Raw genomic sequence first — 23159 nt, forward strand, 5'->3', positions numbered from 1 at the left:
GGCCGGGGTGGCCCGCCGCAGGGAACGTCTTACTCCGCCTTATTGCGGCTTGTTCAGCAACGAACGCTGGCGTGCGTAACCGAAGTAGACGACGGCGCCGATCGTCAGCCAGATGCCGAACGCCAGCCAGGTATGCCAGCTCAGGAAGGACATCAGGACCAGGCAGAACACGATCGCCAGGCCCGGGATCACCGGCACGCCGGGGCAGCGGAACGCGCGTGGCAGGTCCGGACGCTTCTTGCGCAGCACGATCACGGCGACCGAGACCAGAGTGAAGGCGGCCAGGGTGCCGATGTTGACCAGTTCGGCCAGCACGTTCAGCGGCACCACGGCGGCGATCAGGCCGAAGATGATGCCCACCAGCCAGGTGGCGAAGAACGGAGTGCCGTATTTCGGGTGCACGGTCGACAGTTTCGACGGCAGCAGGCCGTCGCGCGACATGGCGAACAGGATGCGGGTCTGGCCATAGGCCATCACCAGGATCACGGTGCTCATGCCCAGGATCGCGGCCAGGTCGACGAAACCGGCGACCCAGTTTTCGCCAGCCACCTGCAGCGCCAGCGAGACCGGATGGTCGACGCCCTTGAAGTCCAGGTGCGGCACGATGCCGGTCATGATCGCGGCAACCACGACGTACAGGATGGTGCAGACCACCAGCGAACCGATGATGCCGATTGGCAGGTCACGCTTCGGGTTCTTGACTTCCTCGGCGGCCGAGGTGACGGCGTCGAAGCCGATGAAGGCGAAGAACACCAGCGCGGCGGCGCTCATCACCCCACCCATGCCGTATGGCATGAACGGTTCCCAGTTTTCCGGGCGCACGTGGCCGACACCAACGGCGATGAACAGCAGCACCACGCCGGTCTTGATGATGACCATCACGTTGTTGATACGCGCCGATTCGCGCATGCCCAGCGACAGCATCGCGGTCAGCGCAATCATGATCAGGAAGGCCGGCAGGTTGAACAGGGTGTCGATGCCGGGACGGGCGCCCGGGGCGGCGGTCAGCGCATCCGGCAGCACCAGCCCGAAGCCCGACATCAGCGACTGGAAATACCCCGACCAGCCGACGGCGACGGTCGAGGTGGCCAGACCGTACTCGAGCAACAGGTCCCAGCCGATCATCCAGGCAACGAATTCGCCCAGCGTGGCGTAGCTATAGGTATAGATCGAGCCGGCAACCGGCACGGTCGAGGCGAACTCGGCATAGCACAGGGCGGCGAAGCAGCAGGCCATGGCGGCCACGATGAAGGAGAGGGTCAACGCAGGGCCGGCGGTCACGGCGCCCGTGCCGGTGAGCACGAAAATGCCGGTGCCGACGATGGCGCCAATACCGAGCAGGATCAGGTCGGTCGGGCCGAGCACCTTTTTGAGTCCGCCCGGCTTGGCGCTGGCGGCCAGCATGGCATCCAGATTCTTGGTTCTAAAAATACTCACTACGTGTTCTCCAATCAAATAGGTATGTGGTCCCGCGTCTCGTCATTGCGCCGTGCCCGCAGGTGATGCGGGCACGCTCTCTTGATCCTGCCTGTTGGGCCGGCATGCCTGACATGAACCGCGCTTGCTGCACCTGCAAACCGTCAACTTTTTGCAGACGTGCAAATATAACCAGAATGCTGTTGCGAATCAAAGCAATCTCACAAATCTCCTGCAATTTACGTGCCGACAGGCAATTTGCACTACTGAAACGCCGTCTCGCGTCAACATCGCGGGCCGGGCCACCGCGCGTGTTTTCCAAAAATCAACATTCGATGAGAGACGGGCTTCGCGCAGGCGCTTGCGCGCGGCGCGCTGCTGGACGAGATGGCGGGCATGACCGGGCACCATCATGCGCAGGCAGGCGCCGTCACGGTGCAGGAAGGCCCTGAGCTGATCGCGGGGCACCTACACGGTGCGCAGCCACGACTGGCGCCGTTGTGGCGGATCCAGGCCGAAGCGGGCAACGAGCGCGACGCCATCGCGACCAACGAGCTTAGCATTGGCGTGGCCGAGGCCGAATGCGATCCGCTCAATCCCGCGCTGGGGGCGGCGAGAAATTCCTGGAGGCGATCTCCACCACGCCGGTGCGGCGCGAGGACGGCGCCACACCCGGGTCGGGCGCCTGGCTCGAACGCGTGACCTGAACGGAGGCCCGATACCCTACAGTGAACGCAGCAGGTTGCGGCGGGCGACGATCGCCGCCACCGTCTGCAGCAGCATCGCCGGCGTCACCGGCTTGGCCAGGTAGTCGTCGAAGCCCGCTTCCAGCGCACGCTGCTGGTCTTCGCGCCGCGAGAACGCGGTCAGGGCGATGGCCGGCACGCCCGCGACCTCGCGATCGGGCATCGACCGTATGCGGCGGATCATCTCGAAACCATCGACCACCGGCATGCCGATGTCGCTGATGACGAGATCGGGCCGGCGCGACTCGACCAGCCGCAGCGCCTCGCGCGCGCCGGTGGCGGTCAGGATCGTGGCGTCGGTGGCGGCCAGCACCTGCTGCACGAGTTCGAGCGAGTCGAGTTCGTCGTCGATCACCAGCACCGTCAAGCCGGCCAGCTCGGGCGGCGCGAGCGGCAGGCCGGCCAGGGGCTCGAGCCGCGCAGCCGGCACCGCGCCGGGCGCCGCCAGCGGCAGATGCAGGGTGAAGGTGGCGCCCTGCCCTTCTCCGGGACTGGCCACGCTGATCGCGCCGCCCTGCAGCTCGACCAGCTGGCGCGCGATCGCCAGGCCCAGCCCCAGGCCGCCGTGACGGCGCGCCGACGAGGAATCGGCCTGGCGGAAGCGATCGAACACATAGGGCAGGAATTCGGGCGCGATGCCGGCGCCGCTGTCGGCCACGTCGATCGCGACAGCGCGCTCGTCGCCTTCTTCCATCCGCAGCGTGACCGTCACCACGCCACCCGGCTCGGTGAACTTGATCGCGTTCGACAGCAGGTTCGACATCACCTGCTGCATGCGCGCCAGGTCGCCGCGCACCGGGCCGGCGCCATGGTCGATGCTGGCGTTCAGGGCGATGCTGCGCGCCAGCGCCGCCGGACGCGCAGTCTCGAGCGCCGCGTTGACGAAGTCCTGCGGCTGGATCGGGGCCGCGTCGATCCGCACCTTGCCGGCCAGCAGGCGGCTCATGTCGAGCATGTCTTCGATCAGCTGCGACTGGGCGCGCGCATTGCGTTCGATGGTTTCCAGGCCGCGGCGCAGCATGGCGCCGTCGCGATGGCCCTGCAACAGCAGTTGCGACCAGCCGAGCATGGCGTTGAGCGGCGTGCGCAGCTCGTGCGACAAGGTGGCGAGGAATTCGTCCTTCATCTGGCTGACGTTCTCGGCCTCGACCCGGGCGCGCTGCTCGTCGAGATACAGTTGCTGGCGCTCGGCCGCCGCCTGCAGCGATTCGGCGATCGTGTGGTTGCGCGCCTCCAGGCGCGCATCGAAGATGGTGGCCAGCAGCGCGATGCTGAGCAGGGCCACGGTGGTCACCGTGACCAGGGCCGCCAGGTGATCCTGGTCGACGCCGCCGAGCGCGGCGCGGCACACGCTGCCGGCCTCGAAGTGGGCGGCGGCCATGCCGGTATAGTGCATGCCGGCGATCGCGCCGCCCATGATGACGCTGGCCGCGAGCTGCGCGCCGCCGCGCGCGTGGCCATCCTCGCGCAGGCGCAGGCCGAGCTGGAGCGCCAGCGCCGAGGCGCCGATCGCGATCGCGACCGACAGCGCGAACAGCCACGGGGTGTAGGTGATGGCGGGGTCCATGCGCATGCCGGCCATGCCGGTGTAGTGCATGGCGTTGATGCCCAGGCCCATCAGGACCGCGCTCCAGGCCAGCTGGCTGCGCCCGAATGCGCGGTGCCGCACATGCCACAGCGCCAGGCCAGAGGCGACCACCGGCAGCAGCCAGGAGGCGAAGGTGATCATGGGATCGTAACCGACCGGGATCGGCAGGCGGAAGGCCAGCATGCCGATGAAGTGCATGGCCCAGATGCCGCTGCCCATCGCCAGCGCGCCGCCGGCGATCCACATGTATGGCGCGCGGCCCTGGGCCTGACGCACCCGCATTGCCAGGCTGAGGGCCGTGTACGACGCCAGCATGGCCACCAGGATCGACACAACGACCAGCAGGGGTTCGTAATACCCGTTTACCATCGGTTCAGTCCCGCTCTTATTGGATTCTTATATTCTCATCGGCCTGACGGCGTGCCGGCATGCCGGCCGGCGCCAGTGTACACGACCTGGCCGGCAATATCGGGTACGCTTGCAGCGCCTGTTCAACGCCAGCTCCCGGAGGAACGACCTTGTCCGACGAACGCACCACCGCCCTATCCATCGTCCAGCAGCGCCGCGCCCTGCTGCACGGCGGCGCCGCGCTGGCAGGCCTGGCGCTGGCCCCGGCCACAATCCTGCCCGCGCGCGCCGAGCGGCCCTTGCCCAGGGTGCCGTATGTGACGACGCCGCCGGACATCGTCTTGCGCATGCTGTCGATGGCGAAGATCGGGCGCGACGACGTGGTATACGACCTCGGCTGCGGCGACGGCCGCATCGTGATCTCGGCCGCGCGCCGCCACGGCGCGCGCGGCGTGGGCATCGATCTCGATCCCGAGCGTATTCGCGAAGCGCGCGCCAATGCGCGCTCGGCCGGCGTGCAGGACCGCGTGCGCTTTCGCCAGGCCGACCTGTTCCGCACCGATTTCAGCCCGGCCACCGTGGTCATGCTGTACCTGCTGTTCGAGGTCAACCTGCAGCTGATGCCGCAGTTGTGGCGCCAGTTGCGGGTCGGCGCGCGGGTCGTGTCGCACGATTTTCACATGGGCGCCCAATGGCCGCCCGAGCGCATCGTGCGGGTGCGCGACAAGACCCTGTATGCGTGGACGATCACGGAAGAACTCAAGCGGGAGATCGGGATGCCGCAGCAGCAGCAGCGCGGGTGATGATGGCGCCGGTGAAAACCGCGCCGGTGATGACGGCGCCAGAAATGCAAAACGCCCGCATGGTGCGGGCGTTTCGACGGTATCCTGTTGGTGGGAAGTGCAAGTTTCGAACTTGCGACCCCTGCAGTGTGAATGCAGTGCTCTACCCCTGAGCTAACCTCCCAACGAGGCCGTATTATGCCATACAGTCTTGATTATTCAAAATGGCAATCGACCAATTTATTCACCGACATCGTGTTCCCGAGAGACCACGAACAAGCAGCGGCGCCTGCATCGCTCCTCCGAAAACAAGAAGGCCGGCATACATGCCGGCCCTTGTGGATTCTGGTGGGAAGTGCAAGTTTCGAACTTGCGACCCCTGCAGTGTGAATGCAGTGCTCTACCCCTGAGCTAACCTCCCGAAGCGAGGCGTATTATGGCACAGAATCACTGCGCCGTCACCCCTGCAGAGAATAATTCCTCCACACGCAATTGCCCTTCACGTTCTTGTCGAGGCCGGCCAGCACCTCGTCGTGCGCCGCCAGTTCGTCGACGCTTGCCGCGATCACGATGATCTCGCCCAGCGGCACCACGTCGAGCGCATCGCCGGCGTTCGCGCTCTCGACTTCCACGTCCATGGTCAGCGAGTTCTGGCCACGGGTCATGGCCAGGTACACGTCGGCCAGCAGCTCCGAGTCGAGCAATGCGCCGTGCAGCTTGCGGTGCGCGTTCGAGATCTCGTAGCGGTCGCACAGCGCGTCGAGCGAATTGCGCTTGCCCGGGTGGCGTTCCTTGGCCTGCACCAGGGTATCGATCACGCCGCTGCAGTGCTCGATGAAAGGCGGCAGGCCGATGCGGGTGAACTCGTGGTTCAGGAAGCCCAGGTCGAACGGCGCGTTGTGGATGATGACCTCGGCGCCCTGCACGAACTGGCGCAATTCTTCGGCGATCTCATGGAACTTCGGCTTGTCGCTCAAGAACTCGGTGGTCAGGCCGTGGACCGCCAGCGCCGCCTCGTCCGACTCGCGTTCGGGATTGATATAGCGGTGGAAGTTATTTCCGGTGAGCTTGCGGTTAACGATTTCGACGCAGCCGACCTCGATGACGCGGTCGCCCGTGCGAGGATTCAGGCCGGTGGTTTCGGTATCGAGGACGATCTGGCGCATGGTGGTCTACTGGATGGATGGGAACCGAGTGGAAGCGGACCGCAGTATAGCAAAGCCCGCCCTTGCCTTGCGGCGACTAGCGCCGGACCGAGGCGGCGCCGCGATTGGCCAGCACGTCGGCCCGCTCGTTGCCGGGATGGCCGTTGTGGCCGCGCACCCAGCGCCATTCGACGGCGTGCTGCTGCTGCGCCAGGTCGAGCGCCTTCCACAGGTCGTCGTTCTTGACCGGCTCTTTCGCGGAAGTTTTCCAGCCGCGCGCCTTCCAGCCGTGGATCCATTCCGAGATGCCCTTCTGCACGTACTGGCTGTCGGTATGCAGCACGACCTTGCACGGACGGTTCAGGACGCCGAGCGCCTCGATCACGGCGCGCAATTCCATGCGGTTATTGGTGGTGTTCGGCTCGCCGCCGAAGATTTCCTTCTCGTGGCCGTTGGAGACGAGGAGCGCGCCCCAGCCGCCCGTGCCCGGATTGCCCTTGCAGGCGCCGTCGGTGAAGATCTCGACCTGGGTCGGGGTCGCTGCCGTAGTGGTGTGTTGTTCGTTCATTCCCTGTTCGCGGCCGGCACTGCCGCCGGTCGCTTGCTCGCTTTCTTGTTCCATGCAGGACCGATGATGTGCATGCCCTTGACCCGCTTGATCGCATGCACCACGTAGACCGCGCCGAGATACGGCCACCAGCGCGCGCCCGCCGATTCCATCATCGCGAAGCGGCTGAGCCAGTGGGTCGTGCGGCACGGTGGGGCGTAGCAGCCGAAATGGCTGCGGGTCACGCCCAGGTTCAGCAATTTTAGCCAGTCTTTGAGGCGCGGCAAAGAAATGAATTCACCGGACTCGGGCAGGTAGGCGCTCTGCGTGACACGCCGGAAGCCCTGGCGCACGCCCCACAGGCTGGCCGGATTGAAGCCGCAGACGATCACCTGCCCTTCCGGAATCAAGACCCGCTCGACTTCGCGCAAAACCTGATGTGGCTCCGCGGCGAACTCCAGCACGTGCGGCAGCACCACCAGATCGATGCTGCTGGTGGCGAACGGCAGCTCCTCGAAGTCGACCGCGACCGCGATCTGCTTGCCGCCCGCGGCAAACGCGAGTTCGTCCGCATGCGCGGCGCGCGTGGCCGCCTGCCATTTATTGGGCATGCGGCTGGCCGCCAGCGCATCGAGCTGGGGCACGCCGATCTGCAGCGCGTTGAAGCCGAAGATATCCACCGTGAGTTCGTCCAGGCATGCCTGCTCGAACGCGCGCACGTAGGCGCCCGCCGGCGATTGCAGCCAGTTGTCGAGCGCTATAATGGATTTTTCGGATGCGCTATCCATGCAACCCCTTTGACTGACGGTTCATCATGACGACTCTCGTACCCGCTCAACTCGCGGTATTGACGCTTCCTGCGTTTAAAGACAATTACCTCTGGCTTATACACGACGGCAGCAACGCGGCCATCGTCGACCCTGGCGAGGCCGGGCCGGTCAAGGCCGCCCTGGCCGCGCACAAGCTGCGCCTGACCGCCATTTTACTCACCCATCATCATGCTGACCATATCGGGGGTGTGCCGGGCTTGCTCGAGGAATGGGACGTGCCCGTGTTCGGACCGCGCAATGACGGCATCGCGCTCGTGACGCATCCGCTCGGCGAGGGCGATCGCATCGACGTTCCGGGGCTGGATCTTGCCCTCGACGTGCTGGAGGTGCCGGGGCATACGCTGGGCCACATCGCCTACGTGCGCGCTCCAGGCAACGACCCGGACGCCTCGTGGCTGTTCTGCGGCGACACCCTGTTCGGCGCGGGCTGCGGGCGGCTGTTCGAAGGCACACCGGGCCAGATGATGGCGTCGCTCGGCAAGTTCACGACCTTGCCGGACGAGACGCTGGTGTATTGCGCGCACGAGTATACGCTGTCGAACCTGCGCTTCGCCCAGGCGGTCGAGCCGGGCAATGCCGCGCTCGACGCGCGGACGCAGGCCGATGGCGACCGGCGCGCGGCCGGCCAGCCGACGATACCGTCGACGATCGGGCTCGAGAAAGCGACCAATCCCTTCCTGCGCTATGCCACGCCGCGCATCGCGCAAAGCCTGGTCGAGGCCGGCCGCCTGGCGCCGGAGGCGACGCCGGCCGAGACCTTCGCGGCGCTGCGCGAATGGAAGAACACGTTCTGAGCGACGACGCGCCGGCGTGGACCAGCGTCCACGCAGCGCATCACATCTCTTGCATCAGATCTCTTGGATCAGATCTCTTCGATCAGATTTCCTCATAGAGCGGCAAGGTCAGGAACTCGGCGAATTCCTCCGACGTCGACATCTCCTCGAAGATGACGGCGGCGCGCTCGTAGCTCGCATGGGTCCCGTCCGCCGCCACCTGCTTCACCTTGGCCAGTTCCTCCGGAATCATCGACCGCACCATGTCCGCCGTGACCTTGCGGCCGTCATCGAGCACGCCCTTCGGTGAGCGGATCCACTGCCACACCTGCGAGCGGCTGATCTCGGCCGTCGCCGCGTCTTCCATCAGGTTGTGGATCGGCACACAACCGTTGCCGGCCAGCCAGGCGCCCAGGTAGTGGATGCCGACGTTGATGTTGTAGCGCAGGCCGGCCTCGGTGATCGGCGTTTCGGGCTGGAAGTCGAGCAATTGCGCGGCCGTCACCTCGACGTCCGGACGCTGCTTCTCGAGCTGGTTGGGCCGGTCGCCCAGCACCTTGGTGAACTCTTCCATCGCCAGAGCGACGAGGCCAGGGTGCGCGACCCAGCCACCGTCGTAGCCGTCCGTGGCATCGCGCGCCTTGTCGGTGCGCACGCCGCCCATCGCGATTTCGTTTTTCTCCGGATCGTTCTTGATCGGAATGAGGGCCGCCATGCCGCCGATGGCCGGCGCACCGCGCTGGTGGCAGGTCTTGAGCAGCAGCAGCGCATAGGCGCGCATGAACGGCGCCGTCATCGTCACCTTGGCGCGGTCGGCCAGGCAGAAGTCGCGGTCATGCTTGAACTTCTTGATGCACGAGAAGATGTAATCCCAGCGGCCGGCGTTCAGGCCCGCGCTGTGCTCGCGCAGTTCGTACAGGATCTCGTCCATCTCGAAGGCGGCAAGAATGGTCTCGATCAGCACCGTGGCCTTGATCGTGCCCTGCGGCAGTCCCAGCGCGTCCTGGGTCATCACGAAGATGTCGTTCCACAAGCGCGCTTCCAGGTGCGACTCCAGCTTCGGCAGGTAGAAATACGGACCGGCCCCGCGCGCCAGCAATTCCTTCGCGTTGTGGAACATGAACAGCGCGAAATCGACGATGCCGCCCGAGACGCGCTGGCCGTCGACCAGGATGTGCTTTTCGTCCAGGTGCCAGCCGCGCGGCCGCACGACCAGCGTCGCCACCTTGTCGGCCAGCCGGTAGGACTTGCCGTTCTGTTCCAGCGAAATGGTTTTGCGGATCGCATCGAACAGGTTGATCTGGCCCTGGATCTGGTTGTCCCAGTTCGGCGTGTTCGAATCCTCGAAGTCGGTCATATAGCTGTCGGCGCCCGAATTGAGCGCGTTGATGACCATCTTGCGCTCGACCGGTCCGGTGATTTCCACGCGCCGGCAAGCCAGCGCCGGCGGGATCGGTGCGATCCGCCAGTCGCCGTCGCGGATATGGGCGGTCTGGGGCAGGAAATCCGGGCGCTCGCCGGCGTCGAGCCGGCGCGCCCGCTCGGCGCGCGCGGCCAGCAACTCCTGGCGGCGCGGGGCGAAGGCGCGCGCCAGCTGCGCCACGAGCGCGAGCGCTTCCGGGACCAGGATCTGTTCGTAGCCGGGCTTGATCTCGCCCGTGATCTGCATGCCGTCGGGGATGGTGAGGGACATTGTTGCCTCCAAAAAGTGATGAATAATGCGTGCGACGCCGCGCCCGCCAGGGGCGTTCCTTGGCGTTTGTCTTTGCATCAAGTATATTCACTTGAATAGCGCTAAACCATACAAATTCTCACAGCATCCGTGCGTTTTTGTATCAAATGAGAGAGAGGAACAGGTCAACACCATGGGCAAATTCACCCAGATGGCGAGCTTCGTCGAGGTCGTCGCGCGCGGCAGCCTGTCCGCCGCGGCGCGCGCCGAAGGCATTGCACCGGCCATGATCGGCCGCCGCCTCGATGCGCTTGAGGCCCGGCTGGGGGTCAAGCTGCTTCAGCGCACGACGCGGCGGCTGGTCCTGACCGACGAAGGAGCCGCCTTCCTCGAGGATTGCCAGCGCATCCTGGCCGAGGTCAATGACGCCGAGTCGGCCATTTCCGAGCACAGCATGCGCGCCTCGGGCCACCTGACGGTGTCGGCGCCGGCCGGCTTCGGCCGCCAGCACGTGGCGCCGCTGCTCCCTTCCTTCCTGGCCGAGCACCGCGACGTGACCATCAACCTGAACCTCTCCGACCGCGTGATCGACCTGGTGGCCGAAGGCGTGGACGTGGCCATCCGCATCGCCAGCCTGGACGACTCGAACCTGGTCGGCGTCAAGCTGGCCGACAACCGGCGCGTGGTGGTGGCCTCGCCCGCCTATCTCAAGCGCCACGGCCGGCCGCGCCAGCTGGCCGACCTGGCGCGCCACAACTGCCTGCCGATCAGCAGCGAAGGCAGCCAGCGCGGCTGGACCTTCATCGACGGCGGCAAGCCGGTGACCCTGAAAGTGGGCGGCAATATGGTGTGCAACGACGGGGCCGTGCTGCATGCCTGGGCGCTGGCCGGCAAGGGCCTGGCCTGGCGCTCGATGTGGGAAGTGGGCAGCCAGATCGCGAGCGGCGAACTGGTGAGCGTGCTGGACGACTTCGCGGCGCCCGGCAACGACGTCCATGCCGTGTTTGCCCAGCGCCGCCACCTGCCGCTGCGCATTCGCGCCTTCGTGGATTTCCTGCGCCGTAACTATGCCGCGCCGGACTACTGGCGCTATTCCTGACGCCGCCGCTGCAGCCCGCGCCAGCGGGCGGGCCAGCGACGACAGCAACGACAGGGGCTACGGCAACGACAGGGAGTACGGCGACGACAGGGACAGGAGTACGGCGACGACAGGGAGTATGACGACGACAGGCAAAAAAAATCCCCGGCAATTCCGGGGATTTTTATCTCGTAAAGCCCTGAGGCTATTACAGAGGCTGGATGTTCGAGGCTTGCTTGCCCTTAGGGCCGGTGGTCACGTCGAACGAAACGCGCTGGTTTTCCTGCAGCGACTTGAAGCCGGTGCTCTGGATAGCCGAGAAGTGCGCGAACAGATCTTCGCCGCCTTCATCAGGGGTGATGAAGCCGAAGCCCTTCGAGTCATTGAACCATTTAACGATGCCAGTTGCCATTACAATTTCCTATTTCGGTTAGTTGGGCTTGCGCCCGTTTCAGATCGTTTGAAGAAGCAAGAAAGAAATGACAGACAGACTGCACTACTACCTCGAACCCAACGATCCCGTATTATACCGAATAAAACCGACGCGCACCTATTTCGTTAAATAAAAAAACCGCCAGGCCGCAACGATTCTAAAAATCAATAAATAAGGGGCGCACGTTTTTATCCGGTACGAGGGAAAATATAGGCGTAAGACCCAACCAAATGTTTGCGATGAATCAAATTCCGCTCTGCCGCACCTTTGCGCATATCGCTTGTGGAGCGTCGCGTGCGAGTGGGGGCCCTGGCGATGGCTCAAGCGAGCGACTTGGGATCGCAGCGCGCGGCGCGGATGTATTCGTCGAGTTCCGCGCGCCAGGCTTGCCACTCCGTGGCGGCCACCACATCGAAGGCGCGCAGCACCCTTAGCCGCTGTTCCAGCAGGCGCGCATGGTGGCCCAGGCCGCGAAAGCCGAACGTGGCGGCTGAGCCGGCCAGCGTGTGCAGCATTGCCTGCACCTCACCGGCCACCGGGGCGACATCGAAGGCCGGCTCGCCGGCGCGCGCCAGTTGCCGCGACAGCGCCGCCAGTTGCTCCATGGTCGACGGCAGCCGCGCCGCGAACTGCTCGTTGAGCTCGGCGAGACGCGCGAAGAACTGCTGGTCGGCCGGCGGCACGGTAGCCATCGGCGCTTACTTGGTGCCGAAGATGCGGTCGCCCGCATCGCCCAGGCCCGGGATGATGTAGGCATCCGCGTCCAGGTGCGAGTCGAGCGAGGCGACGAACAGCCTGACGTGCGGATGCGCGTCCTGGAATACCTGCACGCCCTCCGGCGCCGCCACCAGGGCCAGGAACAGGATCTGCTCGTCCGGCACGCCGCGCTTCTTGAGCACGTCGATCGCGTGCACCGCCGAATTGCCGGTGGCAACCATCGGATCGCACAGGATGAAGGTGCGCTCGGTGGTGTCGGGCAGGCGCACCATGTACTCGACCGGTTCGTGGGTGTCCGGGTCGCGGAACACGCCGATGTGGCCGACGCGCGCCGACGGCACCAGCTCCAGCAGGCCGTCGCTCATGCCGATGCCGGCGCGCAGGATCGGCACCACGGCCAGCTTCTTGCCTGCGATTACCGGGGCATCGATGGTCACCAGCGGGGTCTTGATCGAGCGCGTCGTCAGCGGCAGGTCGCGCGTGATCTCGTATCCCATCAGCAGCGTGATCTCGCGCAGCAGTTCGCGGAAGGTGCGCGTCGACGTGTCGTGCTCGCGCATATGCGACAGCTTGTGCTGGATCAGCGGGTGGTTCAGGATGTAGAGGTTCGGGAAGCGCGGGTCTTGTTTCATGGCGGATTTCAAAGGATTCTGTACGAAGCATGCAAGCGCGCATTATCCCAGCCACGCGGCCGTTTGTCCCGGTCTGCACGTGAAAAAAAATAGACTTCAGGGCACCTCGAAAAACCGTCGCGAGCGGCAGCAGTTTCGGTCGGGCCGCGCAGGTCGAGAAGCGCAGCTGTACTGGAGTACAGCGAGCATCGCAGACCGAAAATGCAACGCGCAGCAGGTTTTTCGAGGTGCCATTCATAAGACGAGGGCGCGCGCCAGGATCGCCTCGAGGTCGAGGCCGGCGGGCAACCGTCCGTAGGCCGCGCCCACCGGCTGCAGGATGCGTGTGAGCAAAAACGCCTCGCCGACGCAAGGCGGCGCATGGCGCAGCAAGAGCGCGGCCTGCACCGCGACCACGATCTGCTCGGCCAGCAGCCGCGCACCGGATTCGTCGTGCATGCGTGCCGCGAGGCCCTCCAGCAGCGCCGCCACGTGGTCCGCGAAGCGCGGGTCCAGCCCCGCCGCCGGCGCCAGCTCGGCCGCCAGCGCCGCACGCGCCTCTTGCGGCGACTTGCCGAGCGCGCGCAGCAGGTCCAGGCACATCACGTTGCCCGACCCTTCCCAGATCGAATTGACCGGCAGCTCGCGGTACAAGCGCGCCAGCGGGCCGTCCTCGACGTAACCGTTGCCGCCCATGACTTCCATCGCCTCGGCGCCGAAGCCGGGGCCGCGCTTGCAGATCCAGTACTTCCCGGCCGCGGTCAGGATGCGGCCCAGCAACGCCTGGGACGGCAGTTGCCCCTCGTCGAAGCAGCGCGCCAGGCGCAGGGCGAAGGCGGTGGCGGCCTCGGATTCCAGCGCCAGGTCGGCCAGCACATTGCGCATCAAAGGCTGCTCGGCCAGCGGCCGGCCGAAGGCCATGCGGCCGCGCGCATGGTGCAGCGCATGGCACAGGGCGGCGCGCATGATGCCGGCGCTGCCCAGCACGCAATCGAGGCGGGTATGGCTGCCCATCTCGAGGATGGTCGGAATGCCGCGCCCCGGCTCGCCGACCATCCAGCCGAGCGCGCCGCAGAACTCGACCTCGGACGAGGCGTTCGAGCGGTTGCCCAGCTTGTCCTTCAGGCGCTGCACCCGAACCGCGTTACGCCGGCCGTCGGCGAGAAAGCGCGGCACCAGGAAGCAACCCAGGCCGCCCGCGGCGCTCTGGTTGCCCGCCGCGTCGGCGCCCTCGCCTTCGTCGCAGCGCGCCAGCACCAGGTGGGCGTCGGCCTGCGGGACCGAATAGAACCACTTGTGGCCGACGATGCGCCAGGCGCCCTCGCCGGCGGCGCCTTCTTCGCGCAGCTCGTCCGCCCCCAGCGGCGTGGCGCGCGTGGTGTTGGCGCGCACGTCGGAACCGCCCTGCTTCTCGGTCATGCCCATGCCGATCAGGGCGCCGCGCTTGTGCGCCACCGGCAACGGCCGCGGATCGTAGTCGCGCGACAGGATCCTGGGCAGCCAGAGCGCCGCCAGCCCCGGCGCGCGGCGCAGCGCCGGCACCGCGGCATAGGTCATCGTCACCGGGCACTGGGCGCCGTTCTCGGCCTGGCCGAACAGCAGGTATTGCGCCGCCCGCGCCACCTGGGCGCCAGGGCGCGGATCGCTCCAGGGCGCGCTATGGGCGCCGGCGCCGATCATCAGGGTCATCAGGGCGTGCCAGGCGGGGTGGAATTCGAGTTCGTCGATGCGACGACCGGCGCGGTCGAAGCTCGCGAGCAGCGGGCCGTGGACGTTGGCCAGGCGCGCCAGCTCCTGGACCTCGGCGCTGCCGAGGCGCGCGCCGAGCGCCTCGAGCTGCGCCGCCGCCCAGCCCCCGCCCTCGCGCCGCAGCGCTTCCTGCAGCGCCGGATCGCAGGCATACAGGTTGATGCCGGTGAACGCGGGGGCCTGGTTCTCGACCTCGTGCGTGGCGAATCTGTCCATCGTGTCTCCTCCGTGCCCATCTGCTTCCTGTAGAATGTTGCATCGAGGCATCAAAATTGCACTTTATTATGTCGTTACAAGCAAGAGTGCGCGACAATATCGTGTGACATTCTTGAGCTTCCAGCAAGGAGATTAGCGCCAACATGCTTGCCGGACAAGCAGGCTGCGCAGGCTCAATGAACGTCGAAAACACCGCATGGCTTGTGCTTTCTAATGCTTTGCGGAATTTTTCAGTGATAGAGTCATCCCTGGTTTGGTAGACTTGCACGGAATCACATGTGACATTGGCATGACGTGCACGTGCCGCAACAAGAAAGCTTCTAGACGACATGCACACCAGTTCCTCCGCCGTGCCCCCGCCCCAGCCGGCGCTCGCTCCTGTGCAAGCCGCGGCGCTGCTCGACGGCTTGCTGGAGACGGCCGGCGACGCCGTGTTCCGCGTCGCGCCCGATGGCGTGATCCACGCGGCCGGCCTGCGCGCACGGCGGCTGTCGGGCTTCGAGGCCGGTTGCTCGCTGGTGTCGCTGGCGCACGAGATCGACCAGCCGGCGCTGTCCAATGCGCTGGCCGCCGCCGGCCACGAGACGGTGATGGTCGAGACCCGCTTCCGCTCGGGCGAACGCGACATCTGGTTCGAACTCAGGATCGCGCGCCTGGCCACCGGCGACGCCGCCCCGCTGCTGGTGATTGGCCGCGACATGTCGGCCCAGCATGCGACCGAAGAACGCCTGCGCCACATGGCAACCCATGACGCCCTGACCGAGCTGCCCAACCGGGTGCTGCTGTCGGACCGGATCCGCATGGTGATCGCCAATGCGCGCCGCTCGGGCCAGGGCTTCGCGGTCGTCGCCGTCGGCCTGGACGGCTTCAAGAAGGTCAACGACGGCCTGGGTCACCCGCTGGGCGACACCGTGCTGCAGATGGCGGCCGTGCGCCTGCGCCGCACCCTGCGCGACAGCGACACCCTGGCCCGGGTCGGCGGCGACGAATTCGTGGCGGTGCTGCCGGGCACCTTCACCGAGCCGCAGATCAAACTGGTCACCGGGCGCCTGATGGCCACCCTGCAGTCGCCATTCGAGGCCGGCGGCCACACGATCTACCTCGGGGCCTCGATCGGCGTGGCGATTTACCCGGACCACGCCGAAGACGAGGTGCGCCTGGTGACGCTGGCCGACGCCGCCCTGTCGCGCGCCAAGGAAACCGGCAAGGGCCGCGCCGTGGTCTACAGCCCCGGCGACCAGAGCCCGCCGCAGCACGACATCTCGCTCGAGGCGGCCATGTTCAATGCGGTGCGCGAGGGCGAATTCCTGCTCTACTACCAGCCCATCGTGAACGCCCGCAGCCGCATCATCGAGGGCTTCGAGACCCTGATGCGCTGGAAGCACCCGACCCTGGGCATGGTGCCGCCGGCGCGTTTCATCCCGATCGCCGAGAGCAACGGCCTGATCAACCTGCTCGGCGCCTGGGCCCTGAAGGCGGCCTGCATGCAGATCCGCCAGTTCCAGGAAGTGGCCGGGCGCGAGCTGTACATCTCGGTGAACATCAGCCCGCGCCAGTTCCGCAGCGACCGCTTCCTGACCGTGCTGGACGACGCACTCGCGCTGTCCGGCGTCGAAGGCCGCCAGCTGCTGCTCGAGATCACCGAAGGCACCCTGATGATCGACCCGGCGCACGCCGAGGACATCCTGGCGCGCATGGTGGAGCGCCACGCGCGCATCGCGATCGACGATTTCGGCACCGGCTATTCGTCGCTGGCCTACCTCAAGCGCTTCCCGATCTCGGTGCTCAAGATCGACCGCGCCTTCGTGAAGGACTTGCCGACGTCGACCAAGGACGCGGCCATCTGCAACGCGATACTCGACCTGGCCGGGCACCTGTCCCTGTCGGTAGTGGCCGAAGGGGTCGAGACCGAGGAGCAGCTGACCTGGCTGGACGACCAGGGCTGCCATTACGTCCAGGGCTACCTGACGGGCAAGCCGATGCCGGCCAATGTGGCCATCACGGCGCTCAAGGAAAATCTCTATACCGCGCTTCTGCCGGCCGACCACCGGACAGGAAAATCATGACCACACAAGCCACCACCCCGCGTTCGGCGAAGTCGCAAGCCACCCTCGCCCTGCTATGGGAACGCATCCGGCGCCAGGGCGACATGCCGGGCTTTACCAGGGCCATCAGCGCCATCCTGGCCTCGATGCGCGGCGAAGACGAGCGCGATTTCTCGATGACGCAGACGGTGCTGTCCGATCCGGTGCTGACCCAGAAGGTGCTGCGCCTTGCCAACAGCAGCATGTATGCGGCCTTCGGCCAGCACGTCAACACCATCTCCAAGGCGGTGCTGGTGCTGGGCACCGAGTCGATCGGCCACCTGGCGCTGGGCCTGAAGCTGATCGAGGAACTGAGCCGCAGCAGCCCGGACACCGAGGCCGCCCACGTCGAGATGGAAAAGGCGGTGCTGGCCGGGATGGTGGCGCAGCAGCTGGCTGCCGACGCCCGCTCGCGCGACCCCGAGGAAGCCGTAGTGTGCTCGATCCTGCACTCGCTGGGCCGCATGATGCTGACCTTCTACCTGCCGGAACGCTGGTCCAGCATGCGCGAGGCGGCCGGCGAAGGGTGCGAACAGAACGCCGCCCACGAGGTGCTCGGCCTGTCGCTGGAAGAAGTGGGCCGCGCCACCGCCGCGCACTGGGGCCTGCCGCGCAACCTGGTGGCCGGCATGCGCCGGGTCGAGCCGGGCGAGCGCTTCGAAGGCTTCGCCCACGAGGACTGGCTGGCCGCGCTGGGCAGCATGTCGACCCAGGCCGCCGACGCCCTGTGGGCCGACGATGAGGCCGGCGCCGACAAGGTCGCGCAACTGGCCGAAAGCTTCGCGCCGATGCTGGGCCTGCCTGCGAGCCGCATCCTGGCCTCGATCGACAAGGCCAAGGTAGAAGCGGCGTCCGACCTGTCGATCGCGCCGCTGTCCAGGCCGGCCGAAAAACGCGCGCAACAGGTCGCGGCCACGAAGAAACGCCTTGCCGGCAACAAGATCCTGATGAGTGGGGTGGCCGACATGCGCGACGCCGACGCCACCGCCAGCGCCGGCCAGATGATTTCGATGGCCCTCGAGACGATGCACGAGGGCCTGTCGTTCTCGCGCTCGTTCGCTTTTTTCCGCAACCGGCGCGAAGGCCGGTACACGGCGCGCCTGGGACTGGGCGAGGGCGCCAAGGCGATGCTGCCGGACCTGGCGTTCGACGACGCCTACGAGCCGAACGTGTTCCATGCGGCGCTGGGAAGCGACCGCGTGATCTTCATCGAGAATGCGCACGACAGCAAGTTCGCGACCAAGCTGCCGGGCTGGTGGAAAGACACGCTTGCCGCGGCGCGCTGCTTCGTGATCATTCCCCTGTCGGCCCACGGGCAACCGGCGGGCTTCATCTATGGCGACTGGGACCACAGCTTCCCGCAAGTGATCCTGAGCCAGACCGAGTTCTCGCTGCTGAACGACCTGCGCACTCTGGTGGTGCGCACGGTCGAACGGCGGCATCAGACGGAAGCGATCGTTACCCGCGCTTGACGTGGCTGACATGCGGCGGCTGTCACGCGCTCGCGCCGCGACGCGGGGTGGACGGCCGGGCCGTCCACCCGGCCTCAGCTCAATCTTGGCGTGGCCACCTGCACATCGCCGCACTGCGCGCGGTGCATCAGCGCGTGATCGATCAACACCAGCGCCAGCATCGCTTCCGCGATCGGCGTCGCCCGGATGCCCACGCAGGGATCGTGGCGACCGAAGGTTTCGACCATCGCCGGATTGCCGGCCTTGTCGATCGAGCGGCGCGGCACGCGGATCGAGGACGTCGGCTTGATCGCCAGCGACACCGTGATGTCCTGGCCGGTCGAGATCCCGCCCAGCACCCCGCCGGAATGGTTGCCGATGAAGCCCTCGGGGGTCAGCTCGTCGCCATGCTCCGAGCCGCGCTGCGCCACCGAGGCGAAGCCGGCCCCGATTTCCACGCCCTTGACCGCGTTAATCCCCATCATCGCGTACGCGATGTCGGCGTCGAGCTTGTCGTAGATCGGCTGGCCCAGGCCCACCGGCACCCTGGTCGCCACCACGTCGATGCGCGCGCCGATCGAGTCGCCGTCGCGGCGCAGCTGGTCCATCGCCTGTTCCATGCGGGCCAGGAGGGCCGCGTCGCCGGTGGCGGCGAAGAACGGATTGGCGTGCACGTGCTCCCAGCCTTCGAAAGGCACCTCGATATCGCCCAGCGCACGCATGCAACCCATGAACTCGGTGCCGTACTTTTCGCGCAGCCACTTCTTGGCGACGGCGCCGGCGCCGACCACGGGCGCGGTCAGGCGCGCAGACGAGCGGCCGCCGCCGCGCGGATCGCGCACGCCGTATTTATGCCAATAGGTGTAGTCGGCATGACCCGGGCGGAAGCTTTCGGCGATGTTGCCGTAATCCTTGCTGCGCTGGTCGACATTCCGGATCAGCAGCGCGATCGGGGTGCCGGTGGTGACGCCCTGGTAGACCCCGGACAGGATCTCGACCCGGTCCGCCTCCTGGCGCTGGGTGACGTGGCGCGAGGTGCCGGGCTTGCGACGGTCGAGCTCGGGCTGGATGTCGGCCTCGCTCAGGGTCATGCCGGGCGGGCAGCCGTCGATGACGCAGCCGATCGCGGGGCCATGCGATTCGCCGAAGGTGGTGACGGAAAACAGCTTGCCAAATGTATTGCCGGACATGGGAGTGATTGGTTCAGTTTGATCGAATTACCATTCTAACAGGCTGCCTGGCAAGCAGAAATGAACATCGCATGGTCGACTGTCGCAAATATGTTTCCGCATGGATATTTTTTCGCTAACTACCCCGGATCATTCTCTTTCCTTTTTACAATTGCATATATACTGAACTTATCCATGCCGAGTCAACCTGGAGACGTAGCACATGCCAGCATCGATTACGCCTTCGGGACCACTGAAGGATGCCAGCAGCGACGGTGACGTCGTTCGCGACGACCTCGTCTTCGCCGACGAAGCCGCCGTCGCCGCATCCCCGCGTCCGGCATGGCGGATCCTGCTGGTCGACGACGATGCCGACGTGCACTCGACCACCACCTTCGCCCTCGGCAACGTCGAGATGCAGGGTCGGCCGCTGGCCTTCCTGCACGCGTATTCCGCCGGCGACGCCTTCGACCTCCTGGCGCGCGAACGCGACATCGCCGTGATCCTGCTGGACGTGGTGATGGAGCGGGCCGACGCCGGCCTGCTGCTGGTGCGCCGCATCCGTGACGAACTGGGGCTGCACGACGTGCGCATCATCCTGCGTACCGGCCAGCCCGGCTATGCCCCCGAGATGGAAGCCATCCGCGGCTACGACATCAACGATTACCGCACCAAGTCCGAGCTCACCCGCACCAAGCTGTATACGACGGTGGCGGCCGCGATCCGCTCCTACCAGCAGATCCGCGCGCTCGATGCCAACCGCATCGGCATGGAACGCATCGTCGCCGCCTGCGCCGAGCTGATGACCCTGCACGGCGTGCGCAACGTGGCGGCCGGCATCCTGGCCCAGGCCGGGCGCCTGGTCGGCCAGCCGCCCGAGGGCGTGCTGTGCAGCCGCGACGGCGGCCATGGCCGCCCCGAGACCCTGCGCGCCGTGGCCGCCGCCGGCGCCTGCCGCAACCTCGAGGGCCTGGAACTGACCGGCCAGTTCGCGCTCGCCGCCGAGCGCACCTTGCTCGAGCGCCAGTGCGGCGCCGAGGACGGCCTGCTCAATATGTATTTCCCGGGCAAGGCGGGGCGCGATTTCGCGGCCTGCATCCCGCTCGATCGCCCCGTCGACGAGGTGGAGCGGCGCCTGCTGCAGGTGTTCTGCGGCATGGTGGCGGTGTGCCTCGACAACTGCGAACTGGTCACCAGCCTGAACCAGTCGGCCTTCCACGATCCGCTCACCGCCCTGCCGAACCGTACCCGCATGGTCGAGTTGCTCGAGGCTACCCTGGCCGGCCCGCGCGGCGCGGCCCCGGTGCTGGCCCTGGTCGACCTCGATCACTTTGCCGAAACCAACGACGCCCTCGGCCACCATTTCGGCGACCTGCTGCTGGTGGCGGTCGGCCAGCGCCTGAAGTCGCGCCTGGCGCAGGGCCTGGAGATCGGCCGCATCGGCGGCGACATCTTCTGCGTGCTGGGCGACGCCGATGCGGTGCAGCCAGACCAGATCCAGGCCCTGTTCCGCGAATCGTTCCGCATCGACGGCCAGGACGTGCTGGTGTCCGCCACGCTCGGCCTGGTGCGCCTGCTGGAGCACGACGGCAGCGGCGCCGACGCCCTCAAGGACGCCGACATCGCGCTCAAGCGCGCCAAGTCGCAGCAGCGCGCCGGCCACTTCTATTTTTCGCGCAGCATGGGCGTCGAGATCCGCGAGCGGGTGCGCATGATGCACGCGCTGCGCAGCGGCTTCCAGCGCGGCCAGCTGTTCCTGCATTACCAGCCCCAGGTCGATCTGAGCACCAATCGCCCGTTCGGCGCCGAGGCGCTGCTGCGCTGGCGCCTGGACGACGGCCGCCTGGTGCCCCCCGACCGCTTCATCCCGATCGCCGAATACTCGGGCCTGATCGTCGAGATCGGCGAATGGGTGCTGCGCCAGGCCTGCGCGGAACTGATGCGCCTGCGCGCGGCGGGTCACCTCGACTTCACGATGTCGGTGAACGTCTCGCAGGTGCAGTTCCGGCATCCGCACTTCGTCGACATGCTGCAGCGCGCGCTCGCCGACACCGGCGCGCCGCCCGACTACATCGAACTGGAGATCACGGAATCGATGGCGATGGAAGAACCGGCGCTGCTGGTCGAGAAGCTGGCCCAGGTCAAGCGCACCGGCGTGTCGATCGCGATCGACGATTTCGGCACCGGCTTCTCGTCGCTCTCGCATCTGCAGCGCCTGCAGGTCGACCGCCTCAAGATCGACCGCACCTTCGTCACCGAGATCACGGGTTCGGCGCGCGGCAGCAGCATCGCGCAGATGGTGGTGCAGCTGGGCCGCAACCTGGGATTGTCGGTGATCGCCGAGGGGGTCGAGGACGAGCGCCAGGCGCAGATCCTGCGCCAGCTCGGCTGCCCGCTGGCGCAGGGCTTCCTGTATGCGCGGCCACTGTCGCCGGAAGGACTGCTGGAATGGCTGGCGGGGAATCCGATCACGCGCGCGGCGTGATCGATGGCCACCATTGGCAGCGCACTCGATACGCCAATCAACGTCGTTCCCGCGAAGGCGGGAACCTGAGTCACCTGAGTCGCCGAACCGATTGACTGTTGCGTCAGCGCGGACAAGCTTGGGTTCCCGCCTGCGCGGGAACGACGGCTAATCCGGAGCCGACATCGGTCAATCTGGCGCGCCCTGCTCCGCCGGCCAATCGCGGATATATGCCTTGAGCATGCGATTCTCGAAGCTCTGCGCTTCGAGCACGGCGCGCGCGACGTCGTAGAATGAGATCACCCCCAGCAGGGTGCCGGCGTCCATCACCGGCAGGTAGCGCGCATGCTTTTCGAGCATGATGCGGCGCACCTCGTTGACCTCGGTGTCCGGGGTCACCGTGATCGGGCTGTCGTCCATGTGGCGACGCACGGTGCCGGAGCCGACCGCGCCGCCGTTCGCGTGCAGCGCCTTGAGCACTTCGCGGAAGGTCAGCATGCCGACCAGGTCGCCGTACTCCATCACCACCAGCGAACCGATATCGTTCTCGGACATCGTGGTCACCGCGTCGACCAGCGACTGGTCGGGCGTCACGGTGTACAGGATATTGCCCTTCACTTGCAGGATTTCGGAAACTTTCATGTTTGCCACCCCCGCTTCGTCAATATTGCTGATACTGGATAATTTTGTATAAGGCATAACACCGACTGTAGCCTATGCCCGCCAAAAAATCCAGCGTTGCGCTGCATCATGGTGCGCGCTCGGCAACGAGATGGTGCAGCGCAGATTGCGCAAAGGCGCGTAACTGCTAGGATGCCCAATCTTCACTGATGCGAGTCCAGCATGAGCGGTCCCCGACCTCCCGGTTTCGACACCCTGTCCCTGCACGCGGGCAGCGCCCCGGACCCCGCCAGCGGCGCGCGCGCCACGCCGATCCATTTCACGTCCTCGTTCGCCTTGCGCGACGCCGGCCATGGCGCGGCGCTGTTCAATATGGAGCAGGCCGGCCATGCAGACGCCGGCATCTCGAATCCGACCAATGCGGTGCTGGAAGAACGCGTCGCGGCGCTCGAAGGCGGGGTGGCCGGCATCGCCACCGCCAGCGGCCAGGCGGCCATGCACCTCGGATTGAGCACGCTGGCCGGCGCCGGCGACCATATCGTGGCCTCGCGGGGGGCGGCCCGGCCCCCCCCCCCGCCCCCGGCCCCCCCGGGGCCCCTGGGGGGCGGGGGGCCCCCCCCCCGGGGGCCCCCCCCGGGCGGCGGGGGGGCGCCGCCGGGCCCGCGGCCGGGCGGGGGGGCGGGGGCGGGCGCCCGCCCGCCCCCGCGGCGATGGTTGGC

Annotated in this window: 19 protein-coding genes, 2 tRNA genes and 1 pseudogene; 8 read left to right on the forward strand and 14 right to left on the reverse strand. The window is 66.7% G+C overall.

All coding sequences use genetic code 11. The annotated features are described in order from the left end of the window. Window positions 1–39: 39 nt before the first annotated feature. Window positions 40–1437 carry an amino acid permease gene (locus ABIB38_RS16580; RefSeq protein WP_429205465.1) on the reverse strand — a complete coding sequence of 466 codons (1398 nt, stop codon included), beginning with the start codon at window positions 1435–1437 and terminating at the stop codon, window positions 40–42. A 560-nt stretch (window positions 1438–1997) separates the two neighbouring features. Here ABIB38_RS16580 and ABIB38_RS16585 point away from each other — a divergent pair. Further along, entirely contained in the window at window positions 1998–2123 is a 126-nt protein-coding gene (locus ABIB38_RS16585; RefSeq protein ID WP_429205467.1) for a hypothetical protein, read from the forward strand. A gap of 16 nt (window positions 2124–2139) precedes the next feature. Here the strand turns inward: ABIB38_RS16585 and ABIB38_RS16590 are convergent, their stop codons facing one another. Further along, a complete protein-coding gene (locus ABIB38_RS16590) occupies window positions 2140–4119 on the reverse strand; it encodes an MHYT domain-containing protein (RefSeq protein ID WP_429205469.1) in 1980 nt (659 codons plus the stop codon). A gap of 149 nt (window positions 4120–4268) precedes the next feature. Here ABIB38_RS16590 and ABIB38_RS16595 point away from each other — a divergent pair, with 149 nt between their 5' ends. Continuing rightward, window positions 4269–4901: a methyltransferase domain-containing protein gene (locus tag ABIB38_RS16595; RefSeq protein ID WP_429205471.1), complete on the forward strand. Its 633-nt coding sequence runs from the start codon at window positions 4269–4271 to the stop codon at window positions 4899–4901. A gap of 88 nt (window positions 4902–4989) precedes the next feature. Here the strand turns inward: ABIB38_RS16595 and ABIB38_RS16600 are convergent. From ABIB38_RS16600 to ABIB38_RS16620, 5 genes are all read right to left on the reverse strand, one after another. After that, window positions 4990–5064, reverse strand: a tRNA-Val gene (locus tag ABIB38_RS16600). A gap of 162 nt (window positions 5065–5226) precedes the next feature. Then, window positions 5227–5301, reverse strand: a tRNA-Val gene (locus ABIB38_RS16605). A gap of 37 nt (window positions 5302–5338) precedes the next feature. Continuing rightward, entirely contained in the window at window positions 5339–6046 is a 708-nt protein-coding gene (gene dnaQ, locus ABIB38_RS16610; RefSeq protein WP_429205472.1) for a DNA polymerase III subunit epsilon, read from the reverse strand. Window positions 6047–6122: 76 nt separating this feature from the next. Beyond that, window positions 6123–6593, reverse strand: a complete 471-nt coding sequence (gene rnhA / locus ABIB38_RS16615; protein ID WP_429205473.1) for a ribonuclease HI — start codon at window positions 6591–6593, stop codon at window positions 6123–6125. After that, a complete protein-coding gene (locus tag ABIB38_RS16620) occupies window positions 6590–7360 on the reverse strand; it encodes a class I SAM-dependent methyltransferase (RefSeq protein WP_429205474.1) in 771 nt (256 codons plus the stop codon). Before ABIB38_RS16620 ends, rnhA begins: the two co-directional genes overlap by 4 nt. Before the next feature lie 26 nt (window positions 7361–7386). Between ABIB38_RS16620 and gloB the strand changes: the two genes are divergently transcribed. Further along, the gene (gene gloB / locus ABIB38_RS16625) at window positions 7387–8196 is read left to right on the forward strand and encodes a hydroxyacylglutathione hydrolase (protein WP_429205476.1); all 810 of its coding nucleotides are present in this window, start codon (window positions 7387–7389) and stop codon (window positions 8194–8196) included. Window positions 8197–8278: 82 nt separating this feature from the next. Here gloB and aceB read toward each other — a convergent pair whose 3' ends face one another. Beyond that, window positions 8279–9868 (reverse strand): malate synthase A, encoded by a 1590-nt coding sequence (gene aceB, locus ABIB38_RS16630; protein WP_429205478.1) that lies wholly within the window; start codon window positions 9866–9868, stop codon window positions 8279–8281. Between the two features lie 172 nt (window positions 9869–10040). Here aceB and ABIB38_RS16635 point away from each other — a divergent pair, with 172 nt between their 5' ends. After that, the gene (locus tag ABIB38_RS16635; protein WP_429205480.1) at window positions 10041–10946 is read left to right on the forward strand and encodes a LysR family transcriptional regulator; all 906 of its coding nucleotides are present in this window, start codon (window positions 10041–10043) and stop codon (window positions 10944–10946) included. 187 nt (window positions 10947–11133) lie between these two features. On the opposite strand, the gene ABIB38_RS16640 is transcribed toward ABIB38_RS16635, so the two are convergent. From ABIB38_RS16640 to ABIB38_RS16655, 4 genes are all read right to left on the reverse strand, one after another. Beyond that, a complete protein-coding gene (locus ABIB38_RS16640; RefSeq protein WP_005670341.1) occupies window positions 11134–11337 on the reverse strand; it encodes a cold-shock protein in 204 nt (67 codons plus the stop codon). A gap of 341 nt (window positions 11338–11678) precedes the next feature. Further along, window positions 11679–12050, reverse strand: a complete 372-nt coding sequence (locus tag ABIB38_RS16645; RefSeq protein WP_429205483.1) for an Hpt domain-containing protein — start codon at window positions 12048–12050, stop codon at window positions 11679–11681. A 6-nt stretch (window positions 12051–12056) separates the two neighbouring features. Then, window positions 12057–12707, reverse strand: a complete 651-nt coding sequence (gene upp, locus ABIB38_RS16650; protein WP_429205484.1) for a uracil phosphoribosyltransferase — start codon at window positions 12705–12707, stop codon at window positions 12057–12059. A 234-nt stretch (window positions 12708–12941) separates the two neighbouring features. Further along, on the reverse strand, window positions 12942–14651 hold the full coding sequence (locus ABIB38_RS16655; RefSeq protein ID WP_429205486.1) for an isovaleryl-CoA dehydrogenase: 1710 nt from the start codon (window positions 14649–14651) through the stop codon (window positions 12942–12944). 329 nt (window positions 14652–14980) lie between these two features. Between ABIB38_RS16655 and ABIB38_RS16660 the strand changes: the two genes are divergently transcribed. After that, window positions 14981–16717, forward strand: coding sequence for a putative bifunctional diguanylate cyclase/phosphodiesterase (locus tag ABIB38_RS16660; RefSeq protein WP_429205487.1), 1737 nt, complete (start codon window positions 14981–14983; stop codon window positions 16715–16717). Continuing rightward, window positions 16714–18207, forward strand: coding sequence for an HDOD domain-containing protein (locus tag ABIB38_RS16665; protein WP_429205489.1), 1494 nt, complete (start codon window positions 16714–16716; stop codon window positions 18205–18207). Before ABIB38_RS16660 ends, ABIB38_RS16665 begins: the two co-directional genes overlap by 4 nt. 74 nt (window positions 18208–18281) lie before the next feature. Here the strand turns inward: ABIB38_RS16665 and aroC are convergent, their stop codons facing one another. Continuing rightward, window positions 18282–19376: a chorismate synthase gene (aroC, locus tag ABIB38_RS16670; protein WP_429205491.1), complete on the reverse strand. Its 1095-nt coding sequence runs from the start codon at window positions 19374–19376 to the stop codon at window positions 18282–18284. Window positions 19377–19578: 202 nt separating this feature from the next. Here aroC and ABIB38_RS16675 point away from each other — a divergent pair, with 202 nt between their 5' ends. Then, a complete protein-coding gene (locus ABIB38_RS16675; RefSeq protein ID WP_429205493.1) occupies window positions 19579–21840 on the forward strand; it encodes a putative bifunctional diguanylate cyclase/phosphodiesterase in 2262 nt (753 codons plus the stop codon). A 168-nt stretch (window positions 21841–22008) separates the two neighbouring features. On the opposite strand, the gene ABIB38_RS16680 is transcribed toward ABIB38_RS16675, so the two are convergent. Then, on the reverse strand, window positions 22009–22461 hold the full coding sequence (locus ABIB38_RS16680) for a CBS domain-containing protein (protein ID WP_429205494.1): 453 nt from the start codon (window positions 22459–22461) through the stop codon (window positions 22009–22011). Between the two features lie 201 nt (window positions 22462–22662). Between ABIB38_RS16680 and ABIB38_RS16685 the strand changes: the two are divergent. Then, a pseudogene (locus ABIB38_RS16685) lies at window positions 22663–22992 on the forward strand (PLP-dependent transferase); the annotation flags it as partial. Window positions 22993–23159: the final 167 nt, after the last annotated feature.

This window comes from Massilia sp. UYP11, assembly GCF_050434805.1.
GTDB lineage: Bacteria > Pseudomonadota > Gammaproteobacteria > Burkholderiales > Burkholderiaceae_D > Telluria.